This window comes from Ruania alba, assembly GCF_900105765.1.
Classification (GTDB): Bacteria; Actinomycetota; Actinomycetes; order Actinomycetales; family Beutenbergiaceae; genus Ruania; species Ruania alba.
This window is the reverse complement of sequence record NZ_FNTX01000001.1, coordinates 783,437-803,687: the sequence shown is the minus strand read 5'-3', so window position 1 is coordinate 803,687 and position 20,251 is coordinate 783,437. Positions and strand designations below refer to the sequence as shown.

The following is a 20,251-nucleotide window of genomic DNA, read 5'->3' as shown; positions in this document are numbered from 1 at the left end:
TGCACGCTATTCGGCGGCGATTTCGCACGTGTGCGCGGTGCGTTGCGCCGCCGTCACGGCTTTCTCACCGTCGGCTCGTTCGCCGTGAGAGACGGCCGGACTGGCCGCAGGCTCGCACTCCGCGAGCCACTGGGCGAGACCGCAGACGGCGTCCGTGCAGCCACCGCAGCCGGTGGTGGCCCGCGTCGTGCGTGCGATGTCCTCGATGGTCCGAGCGCCGCCGCCCCAGGCCGACACGATGTCGCCCTTGCTGACGCCGTTGCACGTGCACACGGTGGTGCTCTCGGGCATCCGGGACGGGTCGGCCGCCGGCGCGGGCGCGTGAGTGAGCGGGCGCAGCAGCAGATGAGCAGGATCAGCGGGCACCGGCAGCCGGCGGGTGTAGCTCGCGACCAGATCGGCGCCCACATCCGCAGCGCCGACGCAGGTGGCAGCCACGAGCACGCCCTCGCACACGGTCGCGGCCAGGTGCCGTCCGTCGTCAGGGTCGGAGAGGGTGACGGTGCGCGCCCCCGGTGTGCTGCCGTCGTCGGACCGGCCCATGGTGACCACGTCCAGCCCTGCTGCCTTGAGCCGCACCACGTCCGTGCCGGCCGCAGGTACCGGGGTCTGGTGGGGCTCTGGGGCCGGGGCCGGGCGGGACACCACGGCGAGGCTGAGCCGGAGTGCCATGCTGGGGCGTTCTCCGCCGTCGGGCCAGGCCGCGGGAGGCAGATGCTCCTGTCCGGTGAGGATCTCCGCGAGCCGGCGGGCCTGGTCCCATCCCTGAGCGATCAGCCCGGTCCCACCCTCGGGCGGCTGGGCGCAGTCCCCGATCGCATGCACGCGAGGATCGGCAGGGCTGGTCAGGTCCGGCCCGACCAGCACTCCGCGATCCACCGGCAGACCGGCCTGCCGGGCGAGCCTCGTCTCCGGCTCTGTCCCACAGGCAAGCACCAGCAGGTCGGTGGGCACGTGCTCCTCCCCCTCGCCCAGGCGAGCGACCACTCCGGTGAGGTGCCCACCCTGGGTGCGGACCGCCGTCGTGCGTGCTCCGGTGATCACCCGGGCGCCAAGCCGGCGTAGCTCACCGGTGACCACGGCAGCGGCGGACGGGTCGAGCTGGCGGTCCATCGGCCCGGTCCCGGTGTGCAGCACGGTCACCTCGAGCCCGCGGCGGATCAGCCCGCAGGCCGCCTCGAGTCCGAGCACTCCTGCTCCGATGACTGTCGCCCGCCGCGCGTTGGCGGTGGCCGCCACGATCTCGCGGGCGTCGTCGAGCGTGCGCAGGGCATGCACCCCGGCCGGCAGGTCCGGATGCAGGCCGTCGATGACGGGGACCCGGGCGGCCGAACCGGTCGCCAGGACGAGGTGGTCGTAGGGGTATCGGCCGCCGTCGATTCGCACCTGCCGAGCACCGAGGTCGATCGAACGCACCGTGGTTCCACGGCGCACCTGCAGCGCCTCGGACGCCGTGGTGGGCAAGGTGAGCGAGCTCAGGTCAGCGCGGCCGGCCACCACCTCGCTGAGCAGCACCCGGTTGTAGGGCTCGTACTCCTCGGCACCCAGCACCTGCACGGTGACGCTGCCTGGGTCGGCGCGGGCGATCAGGTCGTCGGCGAACCGGGAGCCGACCATCCCGTGGCCGACGACGACGATCCGGCGTGGGGCGTTCATCGCACTGCTCCTGCCGGTCGGAGATCGGTGGCGCACACCTTGAACTCGGGCATCCCGGAGATCGGGTCGGTGGCGTCGCTGGTGAGGAGATTGACGCTCCCGGTGCCGCTGAAATGGAACGGCATGAAGACCGTGTCGGTGCGGATGGACTCCGACCAGCGCGCGCGGGCGAGCGCCTCCCCACGGGAGGTGCGCAGTCGGATCAGGGAACCGTCGTCGATGCCCAACCGGGTGGCCAGCAGCGGGTGTAGCTCCACGTGCGCTTCGGCCGCGATCCGGTTCAGTTCCGCCACCCGGCGGGTCTGGGCTCCCGACTGGTAGTGCTGCAGCACCCGGCCGGTGACCAGGTACACCGGTGCGTCGGGCCGCACATCGTCCGCAGGCCCGTAGTGGTCCACCGGGACCATCCGGGCGCGCCCGTCCACGCTCGGGAACCGGTCCTGGAACGGCCGCGGGGTACCGGGATGATCTCCAGCAGGTACCGGCCAGAAATAGCCCGGGCCCTTCGCGGCCTCGTCGGCATCCAACCGGGCGTGACTGAGTCCGGAGTAGTCCGCCACTCCCCCGGCCGAGGCGCGGGCGAGCTCGTCGAACACCTCGGCCGGGTCCGTATCGAAACGGACCACTGAGCCGAACCGCCGCGCCAGCTCGGCGAGGATCCACAGCTCCGAGCGGGCCCGGCCCGATGGGTCCACCGCCCGACGGCGCCGAATCACCCGGCCTTCCAGGGAGGTCATCGTGCCCTCCTCCTCGGCCCACTGGGTCACCGGGAGCACCACGTCCGCCAGCAACGCCGTCTCCGAGGGCACGAAGTCGCACACCACCAGCAGGTCCAACCGCCGCAGCGCCTCGGCCACCCGGTGCACGTTCGGGGCACTCACCACCACGTTCGCCCCGTGCACGAACAGGGCTCGCGGCCCACCGGGCACCTCGTCCGTGGCGGGTCGGCCGAGCGAGGTGAGCAGCTCGACGGCGGGCCGCCCGGGCCCCGGGATGGTCGCCTCGTCAACGCCCCAGACGGCGGCGACGTGCGCACGGGCGGCGGGGTCGGTGATCGAGCGATAGCCGGGGAGCTGGTCGGCCTTCTGGCCGTGCTCCCGGCCGCCCTGGCCGTTGCCCTGGCCGGTGATCGCCCCATATCCGCTGCCCGTCCGGCCCGGGAGTCCCAGCACTAAGGAGAGGTTGATCGTGGCGGTGACCGTGGCGGTGCCCTGGGTGGACTGCTCGACTCCCCGCCCGGTGAGCAGGTAGGCGCCCCGACCGCCTCGGGCGGGTGATGCGGCGGCGAGCATCCGGGCCAGGCGGCGTAGGGTGCCCGCCGGCACTCCGCAGACCGTCTCGGCCCGTTCGGGCCACCAGGGGGCGACCGATCTGCGGACCTCCTCGAACCCGGTGGTGCGCTCGGCCAGGTAGTCCTGGTCCAGGAGGTTCTCGGCGATCACCACGTGCGTCACAGCGAGCAGTACCACCAGGTCGGTGCCCGGGACCGGTTGGACGTGGACGCCCTGGCTCCCCTCTCCCTGGGTGCCACCGGGCTCACCGGTGAGGGCCGCCGTCCTGCTCCTGCGTGGATCGACCACCACGAGCCCACCACGGTCACGGACCGGTGCGAGGTGCTGCACGGCCGGGGGCATCGTCTCGGCGAGGTTCGACCCGAGCAGCACCACCACATCGGCACCGGACAGGTCGGTCAGCGGGAACGGCAGACCACGATCCATGCCGAGCGCACGGTTGGTCGCCGCCGCGGCACTGGACATGCAGAAGCGGCCGTTGTAGTCGATGTTCGGGGTGCGCAGCACGGTCCGGGCGAACTTGCCGAGGGTGTAGGCCTTCTCGTTGGTGAGACCACCGCCACCGAACACGGCCACCGCGTCGTGGCCGTGCTCGGCCTGGATCCGCTGCACCCGGTCGGTGATCGTGGCCAGGGCTTCGTCCCAGCCGACCGGATGCAGCTCGCCGTCGCGGCCGCGCAGCAGCGGCGTGGTGATCCGGTCCGGGGTACGCAGCAGTTCGGCGCTGGTCCAGCCCTTCTGGCACAGGCCCCCGGCGTTGGTGGGGAACTGCCGAGGGGTCACCGAGACACCGGTCGTGCCCTCAGCAGGATCCAGGTTCATCCCGCACTGCAGCGCGCAGTACGGGCAGTGCGTCGCAGTGCTCATCGGGCCCTCAGATGCCGGCGGCGGAGATCGCCGAACCGCGGCGCAGGTACACGGCCCACGTGACGATCGCCATCGCCCCATAGCAACCGATGAACAGCCACAAGGCGGGCACCAGCGAGCCGGCCAGGTCGGTCGAGACGGCGAACCCGCGGGGAATGAGGAACCCGCCGAACGCACCGACGGCTCCGGCGATACCGATGCATCCCGCCGCGGCACGGCGGGCGCGTGAGGCGTCTTCGGAGGTGCTGGCCTCGGCCCGGAACACCGCCGGGATCATCCGATAGATCGAGCCGTTCCCCACCCCGGAGGCGATGAACAGCACCATGAAGGAGGCGAAGAAGAGGCCGAACTGGTGACCTTCCAGGGCATGGATCACCCCGATCGCGCCGAGGGCCATCACCGCATAGGAGACGATCGACACCCACGCCCCACCGACCTTGTCGGCGATGATCCCGCCGAGCGGGCGAGCCACGGAGCCGACCAGGGCCCCGACGAACGCGATCGAGAGGGTCATCTCCGGGAACTCGCCCTGCATCAACATGGGGAAGGCACCCGAGTAGCCGATGAACGAGCCGAAGGTGCCGATGTAGAGGAAGGAGATGATCCAGGTGTGCTTCTTCCGGGCGGCCACGGCGAAGGAGCGCACGTCGGCCTTGGCAGTGCCCAGGTTGTCCATGAACCGCCAGGCGAGGAACGCGGCCAGGATTGCCAGCGGGATGAACATCAGCCCGGCTCGCTCTAGGGCCACTCCTGCTCCGGCCACGATCACCAGCGGAACAGCGAGTTGCACAGCCGCCGTGCCCACATTGCCCCCGGCGGCGTTCATCCCCAGTGCGCGCCCCTTCTCCTTCTCCGGGTAGAAGAAGGAGATGTTGGCCATGGACGAGGCAAAGTTCCCCCCGCCCACGCCGGCGAGCGCGGCGATGAGCAGGAGCGTCTCGAACGGCAGATCGGGACGCTGCACCGCGAAGGCGAGGGCCGCCGTCGGCAGGAGCAGCAGGAGCGCGGAGACGATCGTCCAGTTCCGGCCGCCGAAGATCGGGACGGCGAAGGTGTACGGGATGCGCAGGGTGGCGCCGACCAGACTGGGCACCGCGATCAGCCAGAACTGCTGGTCCACGGTGAGGGTGAAACCGGCCGAGGCGAGCTGCGGCACCACGATCGACCACAACGCCCAGACCCCGAACCCGAGAAACTCGGCGAGGATGGAGATCCACAGGTTCCGGCGAGCAACCCGTCGGCCGCCGCCCTCCCAGGACGCATGGTCCTCGGGGTCCCAGTGCTCGATCCACCGGCGGGTCCGGCGCTGCGCGGTGGTGGCCGAACCGGCCGGTGCGGCGGTGGCGGTGGGTTCGTCGGTGACGGACGACGGCGCGGGTACAGACATGTGGCCTCTCCTGGTGACGTACCGATCAGTGGGTACGACGCTAGGGAGGGCGTGTTCGGCGGACGGGTCCGGGCAGTTACGCAGCCGTAAGGTTTATCGCACAGGGGCCGCGCCGCCTGTGTGAGAGGTCAGGCGTGTTCGGCCCGCTCCGGTCGTTCGGACGCGATGTCCTCGTGGTGCCGGATGACCTCGGCGATGATGAACGCCAGGAACTTCTCGGCGAAGACGGGGTCGAGCCCGGCATCCTCAGCCAGCGAGCGCAGTCGTGCGATCTGCTGCTCCTCGCGTGAGAGGTCCGACGGCGGAAGGCCCTGATGCGCTTTGAGGCGCCCCACCGCTTGAGTGCACTTGAATCGCTCCGCCAGCAGGTGGATGAGCGCGGCATCGATGTTGTCGATGCTCCCCCGCAGGCTGAGCAACTGCTCCGGTAGCTCTGTGGATCCGGTACCGGTCGCCTCGCTCATGGTCGCCCATCCTAAGGCCTCACGTGCCCGAGGTGTCCGCGGCGTCCACTGCTGTGCTCAGACGGCACCTCGGGCACGTGCGGTGTCGCCGCTCTGGCTGAAGGCTGTCTCGGCCGGGGTCGCGGCATCGCTCCACCGCAGCACGGCTCCGAGCCCGTCCGGCACGTCCTGCAGGTCGGTGATGGTGATGCCGGCGGCCTGGTCGAGCACCGCTCGACCGATGGCGAGATCGGCACGCACTTCGCTGGCGTCCGACACACCTAGGTCGGCGAGCTCGTCCGGCGTTGTGCCCAGGGTCAGCGCATCCGCGCCGATCCAGAGGGTGCGCTCCGACAATCGGCTCGGCGGGCCCACTGTCCCGGCGTCCAGGACCAGCTCCGCGACCTGGCCTCGGCGGAGCACATCGAGCGCATCGGCGATGCCCAACACGGCCTCACCGTCACGGCCCACCTCCTGGCGGAACCGAGCGACCACCACCTCGCGACGCCTGGCGCGGAAGTCGGCCACGGCATCGTCGACGGCTGCGGCGAACGCCCGCGCGTTCACGCCCTCGGAACGCGAACCCCCGGGGACCTCCACGAGCACCTCTCGAGCGTGCGCGTCGAGCGCCGCAGTCACCAACGGGCACGAGCGAACGTCACCGGTGAGCAATACGAGATCAGGTCGCCGATCGGCGACGATCCGGTCGACCTCGGCGGCCACGGCCTCTGCGTTGCGCTCCCAGGAGTCCTCGGCGCGATTGTCCACGCGGTCCCGGGCCAGCATTCCGCCGGGGCGTACCTTCGTCAGGTCCTCGTGCCCGCCGTCCACCTCCTGCACCTCGATCATGTGGTCCGCCGCGGCGGCTGACGCCTCGCGCAGCGACAGGCGTGCACCGGCGCGATCGGACTCGATCAGCAGGTACTGGACGGCGGCGTCGGCGACGCGCGCGAGAGCGAAGGCGTGCGGCCGATCGGCGACCACGGCACGGCCCACGGCAGGCGGCTCGGGCAGGACCCGGTCGAGCAGGATGCGTCCGGACGCCGCCACGAGTACCCGCCCGTGCGGGCCGGCGGCCCAGGTGGGCCGCTCCAATGCGTCGGTGACCGCCTCGGCATCCGTGCTCGGTACCTCATCCACTCCCTGCAGGTCGCACGAACGGCGCAGATCCGCCCAGCGGTCCAGGATCACGTCGTTGTGCGCGCCCTCGGAACGTGTGGCGTCGAGAATCACGGTCAGGACCGGTGCCCCAGTCGGCCACGTCAGGGCTGGCAGTTGCATGCGGAACCACCACTTCCTTCTCGGGTGCTGGTCCTCTCCCACTGTGCCTGCTCACCCGGAGGCTCGCGACCGCAGCGGCCACGCTACGGCGAGGTCAGGCGCTCTTCTCCCGCGGAGATCGCTTCGGCCGGGACGCATCCCGTGGCACCAGGGTCGGGTTCACGTTCTCGAGCACGACCTCGCGGGTGATGACCACGCGGGCGATGTCCTCGCGGCTGGGCACGTCGAACATCACCGGCTGGAGCACCTCCTCCATGATGGCGCGCAGGCCACGAGCGCCGGTGCCGCGCAAGATCGCCTGCTCGGCGACGGCCTCGATGGCGTCCTCGGTGAACTCCAGCTCCACGCCGTCGATCTCGAACATGCGCTCGTACTGCTTGATCAGCGCGTTCTTCGGCTCGGTGAGGATGCGAGTGAGCGCGGGGGCGTCCAACGGCGTCACCGTGGTCAGCACGGGAAGCCGGCCGATGAACTCCGGGATGAGTCCGAACTTGAGCAGATCCTCGGGCATCACGTCGCCGATCACATCGGCCTGCTCGGCGTCGCGCAAGGGAGCGCCGAATCCGATTCCGCGCCGACCGGAGCGACTGGTGATGATCTCGTCCAGACCTGCGAACGCACCGGCCACGATGAACAGCACGTTCGAGGTGTCGATCGTGATGAACTCCTGGTGCGGGTGCTTGCGGCCCCCCTGGGGCGGCACAGACGCCTGCGTACCTTCGAGGATCTTCAGCAGCGCCTGCTGCACTCCCTCGCCGGAGACGTCGCGGGTGATCGACGGGTTCTCGCTCTTGCGGGCGATCTTGTCGATCTCGTCGATGTAGATGATCCCGGTCTCGGCCTTCTTCACGTCGAAGTCGGCGGCCTGGATGAGCTTGAGCAGGATGTTCTCGACGTCCTCACCCACGTAGCCGGCCTCGGTGAGCGCGGTGGCATCGGCGAGCGCGAACGGGACGTTCAGCATCTTCGCCAGGGTCTGGGCGAGGTAGGTCTTCCCGCAGCCGGTGGGGCCGATGAGCAGGATGTTCGACTTCGACAGTTCGACGTCAGCGTCGTCGCCGGTGGTCGAGGCCGCAGAGGGGCCGGCTTGCACTCGCTTGTAGTGGTTGTACACCGCGACGGCGAGGGACTTCTTGGCGTCCTCCTGGCCGATGATGTACTCCTCGAGGAAGTCGAAGATCTCGCGCGGCTTCGGCAGGTCGACCAGACCCAGCTCGTTCGCCTCGGCGAGCTCTTCCTCGATGATCTCGTTGCACAGGTCGATGCACTCGTCACAGATGTACACACCGGGACCTGCGATGAGCTTGACGACCTGCTTCTGGCTCTTCCCGCAGAAGGAGCACTTGAGCAGATCGGCGCCTTCACCTACTCGCGCCATCTCTCCTCACCTCTCTGCCGTCGTGGGGCCGACCGCACGGTCGTCGTGTTCATTCTGCGCTATCGATGCGTGGGCGACCACCCGTGTATCCGGATCGTCACCGACCACTGTCCACGATACGGGGCGCGTCACGTGGATATCGCAGCGGCCCGCCGCGTGTCGTCCACGCGACGGGCCGCCAGAGCGATCTCTGATCAGTTCTTGCCTGCAGGAAGCGCCTGGGCCTTGCGGCTGTCCAGCACCTGGTCGACCAGGCCGTACTCGAGCGCCTGCTGAGCAGAGAGGATCTTGTCCCGCTCGATGTCGCGTCGGACCTTCTCCACCTCGGTGCCGCTGTGCCCGGCGATCGTGGTCTCGAGCCACTCGCGCATGCGCATCACCTCGTTGGCGTGGATCTCGATGTCCGAGGCCTGACCGAACCCGCCCTCGAGTGCCGGCTGGTGGATCAGCACGCGGGCGTTCGGCAGCGCGAGGCGCTTACCGGGAGTGCCGGCGGCGAGCAGCACGGCGGCGGCGGAGGCCGCCTGGCCGAGGCAGACAGTCTGGATCTGCGGCCGGATGTACTGCATGGTGTCGTAGATCGCGGTCATCGCGGTGAACGAGCCGCCCGGGGAGTTGATGTACAGGATGATGTCCTGATCCGGGTCCTGGCTCTCCAGCACCAGGAGCTGGGCCATGATGTCGTCGGCCGAGGCATCGTCCACCTGCACACCGAGGAAGATGATGCGGTCCTCGAAGAGCTTGGTGTAGGGGTCCTGGCGCTTGAACCCGTAGGCGGTGCGCTCCTCGAACTGGGGAAGCACGTAGCGCGCGCCCGGGGACTGCGGGGCCCGGCCACCGAAGGCTTGGGGGGAAAAGTTCACGTCTTTCTCGCTCCTTGTCAGTGGTGGACCGACGGTCAGGACTGGGCGGCCGTAACGGCGTCCGAGTCGGTCACGACGTGGTCGATGAAGCCGTACTCGAGGGCCTGGTCGGCGGTGAACCACCGGTCCCGGTCAGCGTCGCGGTTGATCTCCTCCACGGTGCGCCCGGTCTGCTCGGCCGTCAGTTCGGCCATCACGCGCTTCATGTGCAGGATGAGTTCGGCATTGATCTTGATGTCCGAGGCCGTGCCACCGATACCGCCGGACGGCTGGTGCATCATCACGCGGGCGTGCGGGGTGGCATACCGCTTCCCCTTCGCGCCGGAGGCGAGCAGGAACTGCCCCATCGAGGCCGCCATCCCCATCGCCACGGTCGCGACGTCCGGCTTCACGTACTGCATGGTGTCGTAGATCGCCATCCCCGCGGTGACCGAGCCGCCCGGGGAGTTGATGTACAGCGAGATGTCCTTCTCCTGGTCCTCGGCAGCCAGCAGCAGCATCTGTGCACAGATCTGGTTCGCGTTCTCGTCCCGGACCTCGGAACCGAGCCAGATGATCCGTTCCCGGAGGAGACGGTTGTAGATGTGGTCGCCCAGTGCGAACCCTGGGGTGTCGCTGCTGGCGGCCTGCGGGTAGTCGCTCACGTGCCTGCTCCTGATCGTCGGGTCGTGGTCGGGGTCTGCGATGACACTAACGCTGCTGCGGCGTCAGACCTGCCCGCCACCGGGCCTATTTCGCTGATGGCGCACGAGACGAGGAAACCCCCGCACCACGGGTGGTGCGGGGGCTTCTCCTGTCACGTCTGACGATCAGGCTTTCTCAGCCTCGTCAGCGTCCTCGGGTGAATCGGCGGACTCGGAGGACTCAGCACTCTCGGCGGACTCGCTGCTCTCGGCGGACTCAGCGTCCTCAGATGCCTCGGTGTCCACATCGGCCACCTCGACACCGGCTGCCTCGGCCTCGGCCATCGCTGCCTGGACGGCGTCTTCCTCGTCCGAGCCGATGTAGGCGGTCAGGTCGACGGCCTCGCCGGCCGGGTCGACCACCTTCACCTGGCGCAGCGCCACGGCCAGGGACTTGTTCCTGGTCAGCTCGGCCACGAACAGCGGGATCTGGCCGTTCTGGTCGGCCTGCTGGATGAACTCGTTCGGGTCCTGCTGGTACTGCTGTGCGGTGCGGAGCAGGAACTCCAGCAGCTCGTTCTGCCCGACGGACACTGACACCTTCTCGGCGAGGGTGTCGAGCACAAGCTGACGCTTGAGCGCCGTCTTCGTCTCCTCGGTGACCTCGGCGCGGTGCTCGTCGTCCTCCAGGCGCCCCTCGTTCTCCAGGTGCTGGTGCACCTCGGACTCGATGACGCCGGAGGGCAGCGGGAAGTCGGTGGCCTCGAGGAGCTGCTCGAGGAGCTGGTCGCGTGCGGCGACAGCCCGGTTGTTCTCCTTGTCGTCGGCCACCTGGCTGCGCAGGCTCTCGCGCAACTCGTCCACGGTGTCGAACTCGGAGGCGGTCTGGGCGAACTCGTCGTCCACCTCGGGCAGCTCCTGCACCTTGACGGCGGTCGGGGTCACGGTGACCTCAGCCTCCTGGCCGGCGCGGTCACCCCCGGCGAGCGGTGCGGTGAAGGTCGCCGTCTCATCGGCGGAGAGACCGATGAGCGCCTCGTCCATCCCTTCCAGCATGTTGCCGGAGCCAATCTGGTAGGACACGCCGGAGACCGAGTCGATCTCCTCGTCACCGATGGCGGCCTTGAGGTCGAGGGTGACGAAGTCGCCGTCGACGGCTGCACGGTCCACCCCGACGAGCGTGGCGTGACGCTCGCGCAGCGAGGTAAGGCGCTCTTCGACGTCGTCATCGGTGACGTCGCTGCTCTCCACGGTGATGCTGAGGCCGTCGAGCTCAGGAAGCTCGAACTCGGGGCGGACGTCGAGCTCCGCCGTGAAGATCAGGTTCTCGGCGTCGTCGCTGACTCCCGGCACCGCGGTGACCTCGACCTGCGGCTGACCAAGCGGCTTGAGCTCGGCCTCGGTGACCGCCTGGCGGTACAGGCCGGGCAAGGCTTCGTTGATGGCCTGCTCCATGACGGCACCCTTACCGACCCGCTGGTCGATGATCCGGGGCGGCACCTTGCCACGGCGGAAGCCAGGGATGTTCACCTGGGTGGCGATCTGGGAGTACGCGTGGTCCACGCTCGGCTGAAGCTCGGCCAGAGGCACCTCCACGGTCAGCTTCGCCCGCGTGGGCTCGAGGTTCTCGACGTCGCTCTTCACTACGTGCTCTCCACTCATGATTGCTCGTGCCACGCCGGGAAGGCCCGCGGGCAAGGACTGGGTGCGTCCACCAGCCGCAGAATCGGCAGCGGCATGCGGGAATAGACGCAGCCACCCATCGTACGGCACGGTCGGACAGGCCGAGAACGCCACGGCGATGGGGCCGCTCGGACAATTCACACGAATGGAGCGGGTGACGGGAATCGAACCCGCACCATCTGCTTGGAAGGCAGAGGCTCTACCATTGAGCTACACCCGCGAGGCGCCACCTAGCCTACCCGCTCGAGCGGACTGCCCGGGACAAGAACACCCCACCTGACGCCGTAGACTCATCTCTGCGGCCGTCACCCTGGTCGCACCGGGATGTGGCGCAGGTTGGTAGCGCGTCCGCTTTGGGAGCGGAAGGTCGCAGGTTCAAATCCTGTCATCCCGACCATGAGCAGAGCCGGTCGCCCGAGCGGGCGGCGGCCGCGATCGACAGTGCGTCTGCGATCCATTGGAACGGACTTCCGCCATACGAACGGACTTCCGCGCGCACGAAACCCCGTTCGAGTGACCAAACCCCGTTCCAATGCGACGTGTGGGCGCCTCGCCGATGGGTGCCTCGCGAATGGGCACCTCCCCGATAGGTGTCTCGCAGCCCCGCACGACGAAACGGCCGCCCCCATGGGGACGGCCGCTTCGATCTGCGGTTCAGGTGTCGACGCTCAGCTCTCGACGTCGACCAGGCCGCGCTCGACGGCGCGCGCCAGGCGCCGCGGCACCTTGACCTCGCGCCCACCGGAGCGGACCGGGACGAGGTCAGCCGCCTTGGTCTTCCACTGCGAACGACGCGAGCGAGTGTTGCTGCGCGACATCTTGCGCTTGGGAACTGCCATGGGCCCTACCTCCCCTTCTGTGCTGGTTCTCTCCCCGCGAGCAGGCTGCTGCGGGACGTACGGGTGGCACCGGCGGACCGGGGCCTCACGACTCAGGCCTTGTCGCCGGCCTTCGCGTACCGCTGGCGGAACTTCTCCACACGGCCCGCGGTGTCCATGATCTTCTGCTTACCCGTGTAGAAGGGGTGCGACTCGGAGGAGATGTCGACGTCGACCACCGGATAGGTGTTGCCGTCCTCCCACTCGACCGTGTTCTCCGACGAGATCGTCGACTTCGTCAGGATCGCGAAGTTCGCGGAGATGTCTCGGAACACGACCGGCCCGTACTCCGGGTGGATGTCCTTCTTCATGTTTCGCTTCCTACCTACTTCTGCTCACGCGATTGCCGGGTGGTTGGTGGTCACTGGGTGCTCATCGCCGCGCTCTCGCATCTCACGACAACGGTGCGGATCGCAGGCCCGATGTACCCAGTGACTCGAACGCGTCGTCCGCGCAGCACCACAGGCGAGCCACGGTGCGCCCCGGAGATGATACCCACATTCGGCACGCCACGCCTACCCGACGCCGCTCCACCGGCCGCGCAGACCCCCAGGTCACGGGGCTGGTCGAGGCGAGTGTGACGAATCCCTCAAGGCCCCACCCACCCTACGCCCGGGTGACGTGACCGCATAGTGGGACGGTCGCCGTCGGGAGCCTGGGCCTCTGGCCACGACTGCGAGGATGAGCGAGCGTGACGCGTACGGCTCCCAGCCAGGTGGGGCCACGCCGTCCGGCAGGCCGGCCGTTCGGCCTGTCGGCGTCCGCTCGCCATCCGACAAGCCAACGAAGGACGAGACACCATGGCCCGCATCTACGACAATGCCACTGCGCTGATCGGCAACACCCCGCTGGTCCGCGTCAACAAGGTCACCGATGGCGCCGACGCCACGGTGCTCGCCAAGCTCGAGTTCTACAACCCGGCGAACAGCGTCAAGGACCGTATCGGCGTTGCCATCGTCGACGCCGCCGAGGCGTCCGGGCAACTGCCCGCCGGCGGCACCATCGTGGAGGCCACCAGCGGCAACACGGGTATCGCGCTGGCTTTCGTGGGCGCGGCTCGGGGCTACGACGTCGTGCTCACCATGCCCGAGACCATGTCCAACGAGCGCAAGATGCTGCTGCGCGCCTTCGGTGCCGAGCTGGTGCTCACCCCGGGCTCGGAGGGGATGAAGGGTGCGGTGAACCGCGCCGAGGAGATCGCTGCTGAGCGCCCGGGCGCTGTGCTGGCCCGCCAGTTCGCGAACGAGGCGAACCCGGAGATCCACCGCAAGACCACGGCCGAGGAGATCTGGGCCGACACCGACGGCAACGTCGACATCGTGGTGGCCGGCATCGGCACCGGCGGCACCATCACCGGTGTGGGCCAGGTGCTCAAGGAGCGCAAGCCGGACATCCAGATCATCGCCGTGGAGCCGGAAGAGTCCGCGATCCTCAACGGCGGTGCACCCGGCCCGCACAAGATCCAGGGCATCGGCGCCAACTTCGTGCCGGAGATCCTGGACACCTCCGTCTACGACGAGGTCATCGACGTCAACGCCGAGACCGCCGTGCAGGTGGCGCGCCGCGCGGCCCGCGAAGAGGGCCTGCTCGTGGGGATCTCCTCCGGTGCGGCGCTGCACGCGGCCACTCAGGTGGCCCAGCGCCCGGAGAACGCGGGCAAGACCATCGTGGTGATCATCCCGTCCTTCGGTGAGCGCTACCTGTCCACCATTCTGTACGCCGACCTGGCGGAGTGACTCACGCGTGAGCCCCACCAAGCACCTGCGGCTGCGTGAGCTGATCGCAGAGGACCTCGAGACCGCCCGGCGTCGCGACCCCGCGGCCCGGACCGGTCTCGAGGTCGCGCTGCTCTACCCCGGCGTGCACGCCCTCTGGCTGCATCGACTGGCGAACCGGCTGTGGCACACGAGTCTGCTCCTGCGCCTGCCAGCACGGTTGATCTCCCAGCTGGCGCGCGCCGTCACCGGGGTGGAGATCCACCCCGGCGCCGTGCTGGGTAGGCGCTTCTTCATTGATCACGGGATGGGCGTGGTGATCGGCGAGACCGCCGAGGTGGGCGACGACGTCCTGATGTTCCACGGCTCCACCCTCGGCGGCCGCTCGATGAGCAAGGGCAAGCGCCACCCCACCATCGGCGACCGGGTGGTGATCGGGGCCGGCGCCAAGGTGCTGGGTCCGATCACGATCGGCGACGACGTCCGGATCGGCGCGAACGCCGTGGTGGTCAAGGACGTTCAGGATGATTCCGTGGTGGTCGGTGTCCCGGGCCAGACCCGCAAGGTAGCCGGGGCCGAGGACTCCGTCGATCCGGCCTACTACCTGGACCCGGCCATCTACATCTGAGACCCGTCCTCCCACGGCTCCCAGCCCGCCTCGGTGAGGTCAACCCGTGGCGGGTCGTGCCGCGTCATCGCCACCCCCTCGGAGCGGAGCAGCTCGATCGCCCGGCCGGCCACCCGCTCGGCAGCCGCGCCACTCGCCGTGACCACGCGCCACCAGGGCACCCCGCCGCCGTACTGCGCCATCACCGTGCCGACGGTGCGCGCACTCCCTTTCCCGGTGCGCTCCCTCGCCGCCTCGGCAAGCACGCCGTAGGTGGTGGCGCGCCCAGGCGGGATCCGCTGCACCAGGTCGAGCACGACCTCCACGTAGTCCTCAGCCACCTCTCGCACCCACCTATGATCTCCCATGACATGACGGACACCTCCCCGGCCGACGCCGACTCCCCCGACACGTACCTGTGCCCGCACTGCGACGCCACCCACGAGCATGAGCACGTGGACGAGCGGGCGGTGGTCGAGGCCTATCGACAGACGCTGCTGACCGTGGCGGCGACCCGGCTCGCCGTGGCGATCCTCGCCGTGGCCGCAGTGCTGCTCATCAACCCCGTGCTGCTGCTGGCCGCGGGTGGAGCGGCACTGGGCTGGGGGGTGGCCACCGCTGCGGGGATGGGAGCGGCCACCGTCGACCTGGCACGGCGCCGGGTTCCCGCCGGCGCACGGTCCCACCCCGAGGAGCGTCGCTTTGTGCTCGTCTCGGTGCTGACCGGTGCCGCGCTCACCCCGCTGGTCGCGCTCGGCCTGGCTCTGCTCGCCCCGGCCGGGCTGATCCCGCTGCCCTGGGCACTGGCCGTCGCCGCCGGCTGGTTCGCCGGCGCGGCGGGCGCCGAGGTGATCGCCGAGCTCCGCCTGCGCCGTCTGCTCGCCACCGACACCCGCGTCGGCGAGGTGGCGCGTGAGAACGCCGTCCGGCTCCGCGAGCGCACCCACGAGATCCGGCTCCTGATCACCGTGCTGGCCACCGCCGTCGTGGTCGGGGCCGAAGTGCTGCTGTGCCTGTGGTTGCCGGTGATCGTGGTGGTTCTGATCCCGCTGCACGTGGCCGTGGCCGCCCTCACCGGCCGCTGGCACCAGCGGAACCCGCTACCCCCGGCCTGAGGAACTCAGCGAGTCTCGTACGCGGCCATCTGGTCGATCCGGCGCTGGTGACGCTCGTTGCCCGAGAACGGCTCGGCGACGAAGGCGTCCACGATCGCCAGGGCCTCGGAGGTGCTGTGCATGCGAGCCCCGACGGCGACCACGTTGGCATCGTTGTGCTGCCGGCCCAGGCGCGCGGTCTCCACGTTCCAGGCCAGGGCCGCACGTACCCCGGTCACCTTGTTCGCGGCGATCTGCTCGCCGTTGCCGCTGCCTCCGATCACCACACCGAGCGATCCGGCATCGGCCACCACAGCCTCACCGGCGGCAAGGCACACCGGCGGATAGTCGTCCAAGGCGTCGTAGGCAACAGCACCGTGGTCGGTGATGTCGTGGCCGCTCGCGCGCAGATGCTCGATGAGCGCAGCCTTCAGCTCGAATCCGGCATGGTCGGCGGCAACGTGAATTCGCATGGCCGACATTGTGCCGCACGACGGGTGTTCCGGCGCAGGTATGTTCGGGGCATGAGCACTCTCTCCGATACCGACGCCGCCGCGATGGACCACGGAGTCCGCCCGCAGGACGACCTCTTCCGCCACGTCAACGGTGCCTGGTTGGCCAGTCACGAGATTCCCGCCGATCGGGGCCGGGACGGCACCTTCCACCAGCTCCACGACCAGGCCGAGGAACAGGTGCGCACGCTCATCACCGAAGCAGCGGACGTCCCGAGGACGACCCGGCGGGAGCCGAGGCCGCCAAGATCGCTGCCGTCTATGCCTCGTTCATGGCCACCGAGCGCGTGGACGGGCTGGGCACGCTGCCGTTGGCTGCCGATCTGGAGCTCGTGACGGCGGCGCACACCCGAGCGCAACTGGCTCGGGCCCTCGGCACCCTCCAGCGCACCGGGGTGGGCGGCGCAGTGGCGCCGTTCGTGGACGTCGACTCCGACGACCCGACCCGCTACATCGTCTACCTGGAACAGGCCGGCCTCGGCATGCCGGACGAGGCGTACTACCGCAAGGACGAGCACGCGAACGTCCGGGCCGCCTACGTCCCGCACGTGGCCGCGATGCTCGCGCTCGCTGGTGTGGTGAGCGAGGTAGAGGCGCACGCCGCCGCCGAGCGGGTGATGGCGCTGGAGACGCGCCTGGCCGGCGGGCACTGGGACCAGGTGCGGTGCCGGGATGCGCAGGCCACGTACAACCGGATGAGCTTCGACGAGCTCGTCGAGCTGGCACCGAGCTTCGACTGGCGGGCCTGGGCCGAGTCCCTGGGTGCGTCGGAGGAGGCGCTGGCCGAGGTGGTGGTCCGCCAGCCCGACTTCCTCGCCGAGCTGTCCCGGGCCTGGGAGTCCGAGAGCGTGGAGGTGTGGCGACTGTGGTTGACCTGGCGGGTGATCCGCGGGCGCGCGCCGTACCTGGGCAGCGAGATCGTGGAGGAGAACTTCGATTTCGTCGGCCGCACGCTCACCGGTGCTCCGGAGATCCGGGAACGCTGGAAGCGTGGCGTCACGCTCGTCCAGGGCGTGCTCGGTGAGGCCGTCGGCAAGCTGTACGTGGCGCGGCACTTCCCGCCCGCGCACAAGGAGGCGATGGACATCCTCGTCGCCGACCTGGTGGAGGCATACCGCCGGTCCATCTCCACGCTGGACTGGATGAGCCCGGCTACTCAGGAGTTGGCCCTGGAGAAGCTCGCCGCGTTCACCCCGAAGATCGGCTACCCGGACAAGTGGCGGGACTACTCCGGCCTGCAGGTGAGCTCGGACGACCTGCTCGGCAATGTCCGCGCCGCGCAGGCTTTCGAGACCGACTACGAGTTGAACAAGCTCGGCGGACCGATCGATCGTGACGAGTGGTTCATGTCCCCGCAGACGGTGAACGCCTACTACAACCCGTCGATGAACGAGATCGTGTTCCCGGCCGCGATCCTCCAACCACCGTTCTTCGACGCCGACGCCGACGACGCCACGAACTATGGCGCGATCGGTGCGGTGATCGGGCACGAGATCGGGCACGGGTTCGATGATCAGGGCAGCCGGTTCGACGGCACGGGTCGGTTGCGCGACTGGTGGACCGAGTCCGATCGTGCGGAGTTCGACACCCGCACCCAGGCCCTGATCGCCCAGTATGACCTGCTCTCCCCCGCCCAGCTGGACGAGAATCACACCGTCAACGGCGCCCTGACAGTCGGCGAGAACATCGGCGACCTCGGGGGCCTCGGGATCGGGATCAAGGCGTACCGGATCGCCAAGGAGCGCCGCGGCGAGGAGGTCACCGCCGAGGACCTGCAGCGGCTGTTCACCGCGTGGGCACGCTGCTGGCGGATGAAGGCTCGGGACGAGGAGGCGGTGCGGCTGCTCTCGATCGACCCACACTCCCCCGACGAGATCCGGTGCAACGCCACCGTGCGGAACCTGGACGAGTTCGTCGACGCGTTCGACGTGCAGCCGGGCGACGGGCTGTGGCTGGACCCGGCCGAGCGGGTGAGGATCTGGTAACGAACGGGTCCGGTCGGTCGCGCTAGGCGGCCGACCGGGCCGGCAGGCCGGCCTGCAGCCAGGCGTGGAAACCCCCGACGGCGTAGCTCACCTGGGCGAGCCCCAGCTCACCCAGCGTCTCGGCCGCCTCCCGGGCCTGCTCACCGTCCTCACTGAGCAGCACCACCGGGCGCGTGTCCGGGTTGTTTACCAACCACGAGACCAGCTCCTGCGGGCTGACCGTCACTGCTGCCAGATCGGGGTGAACGGCGCCGTCACGGCGCGTCTGTTCGGCGCGCAGGTCCACCAGCAGGGCGCGCTCGTAGAGAGCTTGCTGATAGGTGGCCCGGACGCTGAGTGCGGTGCTGCCCGGCTCGGGTGCGACGGGGCGGGCGGAAAGGATGACATCCCAGGCGGTGCCGGTGGTAACGGCCATGATCGTGCTCCTGATGTGGTGAGGGGTGACGTGCCGGGCGGGATCAGCGAGAGCGACAGCAGTCGCACATCGCGGCGCTGTCCGAACAGCGCATCCGCCCCGGCATTCGCACCGGTGCCCACATCAGGGCGTGCTCGACCCGCGCACCGGTGGTGACGGGGTCGACAGAGAACATGAGAAGTACTCCACCACATCGCGCGTGCCTCCAGGGAGCACCGACGCACCATCTCACCGACTGAGATTGGGTGTGGTGGATCAGAAGGTGCGGGTGCCGCCCCGGGCGATCTGGAACCCGGACCCGGTGCTGATGGAACGGCAGATCGCCCCGTCCTCCGTGCTCTCGCAGAGGAAGTCGCCCACGGCCGTTGCCTCGCCGTAGCCGAGCTCGGTGAGATCGCCGGGCTGGTTGGGGGCCTCGCCACAGACCGGTGTGGCGCCGTCAGCTGTCACCCGCCAGCGGTAACCAGACTCGGCGGCCGCACAGTCGTCGATCGACGGGGGTGAGAACCCGAAAGACTCGATCACGCAGGTCGCGGCGTCACCGGTGATCTCGCACCAGATGTTGCCGCTCGGCAGCACGAAGTCGGCCACGTCGAGAGCGTCCTCGGGCACCTCCACCTCGGCGGCGTCCGTCTCACCCTCGGTGGACTCTTCGCTCGCATCGCTGTCAGCGTCGCCAGCCGCTTCCTCGGCGGCCGTGGCCTCGTCCTCCGACCGCGACCCGTCCGGTGTGCCGCTGTCCGGCCAGGTCACCAGGATGACCACCAGAGCGATGATCAGGAGCGAGTCGAGCACGATCAGCGCGATCGCGCCAGGCCCCAGTCCGCCTCGCTGAGCCATCGATCCTCCGTCGTTCGCCGTCTTGTGCCCCACTACGGTAGCGGTCTCGGCACATGACGCCGAATCAGTCGAAGATCGGCCCCTGGGTCCGGGTGCGCTTGATCTCGTAGAAGCCGGGGTAGCTCGCCACGGCCACCACACCGTCCCACAGCTTGCCGGCCTCCTCGCCCTTCGGCGCGGGCGTGATCACCGGACCGAAGAACGCGGTGCCGTTGAACGCCACCACCGGGGTGCCGACGTCCTCGCCCACCAGGGAGATTCCTTCGGCGTGCGAGGCGCGCAGCGACTCATCGTGCTCGTCGGAATCTTCGAAATCGATCAGCTCCGCCGGCAGGCCGACCTCGGCGAGCGCCTCCACGAGCACCTCGTGCCGCTCGTCGCCACGACCGCCCGGGTGGAACCGGGTGCCGATCGCGTCGTAGAGCGGCTTGACCCATTCCTCACCGTGCAGCACCCGGGCCGCGTTGATCACCCGGACCGGGCCCCAGCCCTTGGCGAGCATGGCCTTGTAGTTCTCCGGCAACTCCTCGCGCCCTTCGTTGAGTACCGAGAGGCTCATGATGTGCCAGCGCACCGTGATGTCGCGGACCTTCTCCACCTCGGTGATCCACCGGGAGGTCATCCATGCCCAGGGGCACGCCGGGTCGAACCAGAAGTCGGCGACGTCGGTGCCCGCAGCCTCGGTCGAGTCGGTAGCGGTCTGGGTGGCAGTGCTCACGGAATCTCCTTCGT

At 69.3% G+C, this 20,251-nt stretch carries 21 protein-coding genes and 2 tRNA genes; 6 read left to right on the top strand and 17 right to left on the bottom strand.

The window, feature by feature from the left end; genetic code table 11:
• Window positions 1-6: 6 nt before the first annotated feature.
• The 10 genes from BLU77_RS03745 to BLU77_RS03700 all read right to left on the bottom strand — a co-directional run bounded on the left by BLU77_RS03745 (window position 7) and on the right by BLU77_RS03700 (window position 11,693).
• Window positions 7-1,656, bottom strand: coding sequence for an FAD-dependent oxidoreductase (locus BLU77_RS03745; RefSeq protein ID WP_089771753.1), 1,650 nt, complete (start codon window positions 1,654-1,656; stop codon window positions 7-9).
• The gene (locus BLU77_RS03740; RefSeq protein WP_089771752.1) at window positions 1,653-3,815 is read right to left on the bottom strand and encodes a molybdopterin oxidoreductase family protein; all 2,163 of its coding nucleotides are present in this window, start codon (window positions 3,813-3,815) and stop codon (window positions 1,653-1,655) included. Before BLU77_RS03740 ends, BLU77_RS03745 begins: the two co-directional genes overlap by 4 nt.
• A gap of 7 nt (window positions 3,816-3,822) precedes the next feature.
• Window positions 3,823-5,202 carry an MFS transporter gene (locus BLU77_RS03735; protein WP_089771751.1) on the bottom strand — a complete coding sequence of 460 codons (1,380 nt, stop codon included), beginning with the start codon at window positions 5,200-5,202 and terminating at the stop codon, window positions 3,823-3,825.
• Window positions 5,203-5,330: 128 nt separating this feature from the next.
• Complete coding sequence (locus BLU77_RS03730) at window positions 5,331-5,666, bottom strand: chorismate mutase (protein ID WP_089771750.1); 336 nt, start codon at window positions 5,664-5,666, stop codon at window positions 5,331-5,333.
• A gap of 57 nt (window positions 5,667-5,723) precedes the next feature.
• A complete protein-coding gene (locus tag BLU77_RS03725) occupies window positions 5,724-6,926 on the bottom strand; it encodes a baeRF2 domain-containing protein (protein WP_089771749.1) in 1,203 nt (400 codons plus the stop codon).
• 94 nt (window positions 6,927-7,020) lie between these two features.
• Window positions 7,021-8,304: an ATP-dependent Clp protease ATP-binding subunit ClpX gene (gene clpX / locus BLU77_RS03720; protein ID WP_089771748.1), complete on the bottom strand. Its 1,284-nt coding sequence runs from the start codon at window positions 8,302-8,304 to the stop codon at window positions 7,021-7,023.
• A 194-nt stretch (window positions 8,305-8,498) separates the two neighbouring features.
• Entirely contained in the window at window positions 8,499-9,167 is a 669-nt protein-coding gene (locus BLU77_RS03715) for an ATP-dependent Clp protease proteolytic subunit (RefSeq protein ID WP_089771747.1), read from the bottom strand.
• Window positions 9,168-9,202: 35 nt separating this feature from the next.
• A complete protein-coding gene (locus BLU77_RS03710; protein ID WP_089771746.1) occupies window positions 9,203-9,811 on the bottom strand; it encodes an ATP-dependent Clp protease proteolytic subunit in 609 nt (202 codons plus the stop codon).
• 165 nt (window positions 9,812-9,976) lie between these two features.
• Window positions 9,977-11,434 (bottom strand): trigger factor, encoded by a 1,458-nt coding sequence (tig, locus tag BLU77_RS03705; RefSeq protein WP_089771745.1) that lies wholly within the window; start codon window positions 11,432-11,434, stop codon window positions 9,977-9,979.
• A 185-nt stretch (window positions 11,435-11,619) separates the two neighbouring features.
• Window positions 11,620-11,693 (bottom strand) — tRNA-Gly (locus BLU77_RS03700).
• 100 nt (window positions 11,694-11,793) lie between these two features.
• Here BLU77_RS03700 and BLU77_RS03695 point away from each other — a divergent pair.
• Window positions 11,794-11,870 (top strand) — tRNA-Pro (locus BLU77_RS03695).
• 271 nt (window positions 11,871-12,141) lie between these two features.
• Here BLU77_RS03695 and rpmF read toward each other — a convergent pair.
• Together rpmF and BLU77_RS03685 are read right to left on the bottom strand one after the other, a co-directional pair.
• Window positions 12,142-12,312 carry a 50S ribosomal protein L32 gene (gene rpmF / locus BLU77_RS03690; protein ID WP_089771744.1) on the bottom strand — a complete coding sequence of 57 codons (171 nt, stop codon included), beginning with the start codon at window positions 12,310-12,312 and terminating at the stop codon, window positions 12,142-12,144.
• A gap of 92 nt (window positions 12,313-12,404) precedes the next feature.
• Window positions 12,405-12,662 (bottom strand): type B 50S ribosomal protein L31, encoded by a 258-nt coding sequence (locus BLU77_RS03685; RefSeq protein WP_089771743.1) that lies wholly within the window; start codon window positions 12,660-12,662, stop codon window positions 12,405-12,407.
• 489 nt (window positions 12,663-13,151) lie between these two features.
• Between BLU77_RS03685 and cysK the strand changes: the two genes are divergently transcribed.
• Together cysK and cysE are read left to right on the top strand one after the other, a co-directional pair.
• On the top strand, window positions 13,152-14,087 hold the full coding sequence (gene cysK, locus BLU77_RS03680) for a cysteine synthase A (RefSeq protein WP_089771742.1): 936 nt from the start codon (window positions 13,152-13,154) through the stop codon (window positions 14,085-14,087).
• Window positions 14,088-14,094: 7 nt separating this feature from the next.
• A complete protein-coding gene (cysE, locus tag BLU77_RS03675; protein ID WP_089771741.1) occupies window positions 14,095-14,694 on the top strand; it encodes a serine O-acetyltransferase in 600 nt (199 codons plus the stop codon).
• On the opposite strand, the gene BLU77_RS03670 is transcribed toward cysE, so the two are convergent.
• Window positions 14,685-15,014, bottom strand: a complete 330-nt coding sequence (locus BLU77_RS03670) for an MGMT family protein (protein WP_245708652.1) — start codon at window positions 15,012-15,014, stop codon at window positions 14,685-14,687. The two genes, cysE and BLU77_RS03670, sit on opposite strands and share 10 nt — an antisense overlap.
• Before the next feature lie 30 nt (window positions 15,015-15,044).
• Between BLU77_RS03670 and BLU77_RS03665 the strand changes: the two genes are divergently transcribed.
• A complete protein-coding gene (locus BLU77_RS03665; protein WP_089771739.1) occupies window positions 15,045-15,788 on the top strand; it encodes a hypothetical protein in 744 nt (247 codons plus the stop codon).
• 5 nt (window positions 15,789-15,793) lie between these two features.
• Here the strand turns inward: BLU77_RS03665 and BLU77_RS03660 are convergent, their stop codons facing one another.
• Window positions 15,794-16,240, bottom strand: coding sequence for a ribose-5-phosphate isomerase (locus tag BLU77_RS03660; RefSeq protein WP_089771738.1), 447 nt, complete (start codon window positions 16,238-16,240; stop codon window positions 15,794-15,796).
• 51 nt (window positions 16,241-16,291) lie between these two features.
• Between BLU77_RS03660 and BLU77_RS23025 the strand changes: the two genes are divergently transcribed.
• Both BLU77_RS23025 and BLU77_RS03655 read left to right on the top strand, forming a co-directional pair.
• The gene (locus BLU77_RS23025; protein WP_342741439.1) at window positions 16,292-16,615 is read left to right on the top strand and encodes a hypothetical protein; all 324 of its coding nucleotides are present in this window, start codon (window positions 16,292-16,294) and stop codon (window positions 16,613-16,615) included.
• On the top strand, window positions 16,552-18,264 hold the full coding sequence (locus BLU77_RS03655; protein WP_342741438.1) for a M13 family metallopeptidase: 1,713 nt from the start codon (window positions 16,552-16,554) through the stop codon (window positions 18,262-18,264). The genes BLU77_RS23025 and BLU77_RS03655 overlap by 64 nt, the downstream gene beginning before the upstream one ends.
• Before the next feature lie 22 nt (window positions 18,265-18,286).
• On the opposite strand, the gene BLU77_RS03650 is transcribed toward BLU77_RS03655, so the two are convergent.
• The 3 genes from BLU77_RS03650 to BLU77_RS03640 all read right to left on the bottom strand — a co-directional run bounded on the left by BLU77_RS03650 (window position 18,287) and on the right by BLU77_RS03640 (window position 20,237).
• Window positions 18,287-18,679: a rhodanese-like domain-containing protein gene (locus BLU77_RS03650; protein ID WP_089771737.1), complete on the bottom strand. Its 393-nt coding sequence runs from the start codon at window positions 18,677-18,679 to the stop codon at window positions 18,287-18,289.
• A 255-nt stretch (window positions 18,680-18,934) separates the two neighbouring features.
• On the bottom strand, window positions 18,935-19,519 hold the full coding sequence (locus BLU77_RS03645) for a hypothetical protein (RefSeq protein WP_139177576.1): 585 nt from the start codon (window positions 19,517-19,519) through the stop codon (window positions 18,935-18,937).
• A 64-nt stretch (window positions 19,520-19,583) separates the two neighbouring features.
• Window positions 19,584-20,237, bottom strand: coding sequence for a mycothiol-dependent nitroreductase Rv2466c family protein (locus tag BLU77_RS03640; RefSeq protein ID WP_281242044.1), 654 nt, complete (start codon window positions 20,235-20,237; stop codon window positions 19,584-19,586).
• Between the last annotated feature and the right edge of the window lie 14 nt (window positions 20,238-20,251).

Excerpts from the sequence above, each read along its gene's own strand:
- rpmF (WP_089771744.1), bottom strand. The coding sequence starts at position 12,312 with ATGGCAGTTCCCAAGCGCAAGATGTCGCGCAGCAACACTCGCTCGCGT.
- cysK (WP_089771742.1), top strand. The coding sequence starts at position 13,152 with ATGGCCCGCATCTACGACAATGCCACTGCGCTGATCGGCAACACCCCG.
- BLU77_RS03740 (WP_089771752.1), bottom strand. The coding sequence starts at position 3,815 with ATGAGCACTGCGACGCACTGCCCGTACTGCGCGCTGCAGTGCGGGATG.
- BLU77_RS03735 (WP_089771751.1), bottom strand. The coding sequence starts at position 5,202 with ATGTCTGTACCCGCGCCGTCGTCCGTCACCGACGAACCCACCGCCACC.
- BLU77_RS03645 (WP_139177576.1), bottom strand. The coding sequence starts at position 19,519 with ATGGCTCAGCGAGGCGGACTGGGGCCTGGCGCGATCGCGCTGATCGTG.
- clpX (WP_089771748.1), bottom strand. The coding sequence starts at position 8,304 with ATGGCGCGAGTAGGTGAAGGCGCCGATCTGCTCAAGTGCTCCTTCTGC.
- BLU77_RS03745 (WP_089771753.1), bottom strand. The coding sequence starts at position 1,656 with ATGAACGCCCCACGCCGGATCGTCGTCGTCGGCCACGGGATGGTCGGC.
- BLU77_RS03730 (WP_089771750.1), bottom strand. The coding sequence starts at position 5,666 with ATGAGCGAGGCGACCGGTACCGGATCCACAGAGCTACCGGAGCAGTTG.
- BLU77_RS23025 (WP_342741439.1), top strand. The coding sequence starts at position 16,292 with ATGAGCACTCTCTCCGATACCGACGCCGCCGCGATGGACCACGGAGTC.
- BLU77_RS03655 (WP_342741438.1), top strand. The coding sequence starts at position 16,552 with ATGGCCACCGAGCGCGTGGACGGGCTGGGCACGCTGCCGTTGGCTGCC.
- BLU77_RS03660 (WP_089771738.1), bottom strand. The coding sequence starts at position 16,240 with ATGCGAATTCACGTTGCCGCCGACCATGCCGGATTCGAGCTGAAGGCT.
- BLU77_RS03665 (WP_089771739.1), top strand. The coding sequence starts at position 15,045 with ATGACGGACACCTCCCCGGCCGACGCCGACTCCCCCGACACGTACCTG.
- BLU77_RS03725 (WP_089771749.1), bottom strand. The coding sequence starts at position 6,926 with ATGCAACTGCCAGCCCTGACGTGGCCGACTGGGGCACCGGTCCTGACC.
- BLU77_RS03685 (WP_089771743.1), bottom strand. The coding sequence starts at position 12,662 with ATGAAGAAGGACATCCACCCGGAGTACGGGCCGGTCGTGTTCCGAGAC.
- BLU77_RS03650 (WP_089771737.1), bottom strand. The coding sequence starts at position 18,679 with ATGGCCGTTACCACCGGCACCGCCTGGGATGTCATCCTTTCCGCCCGC.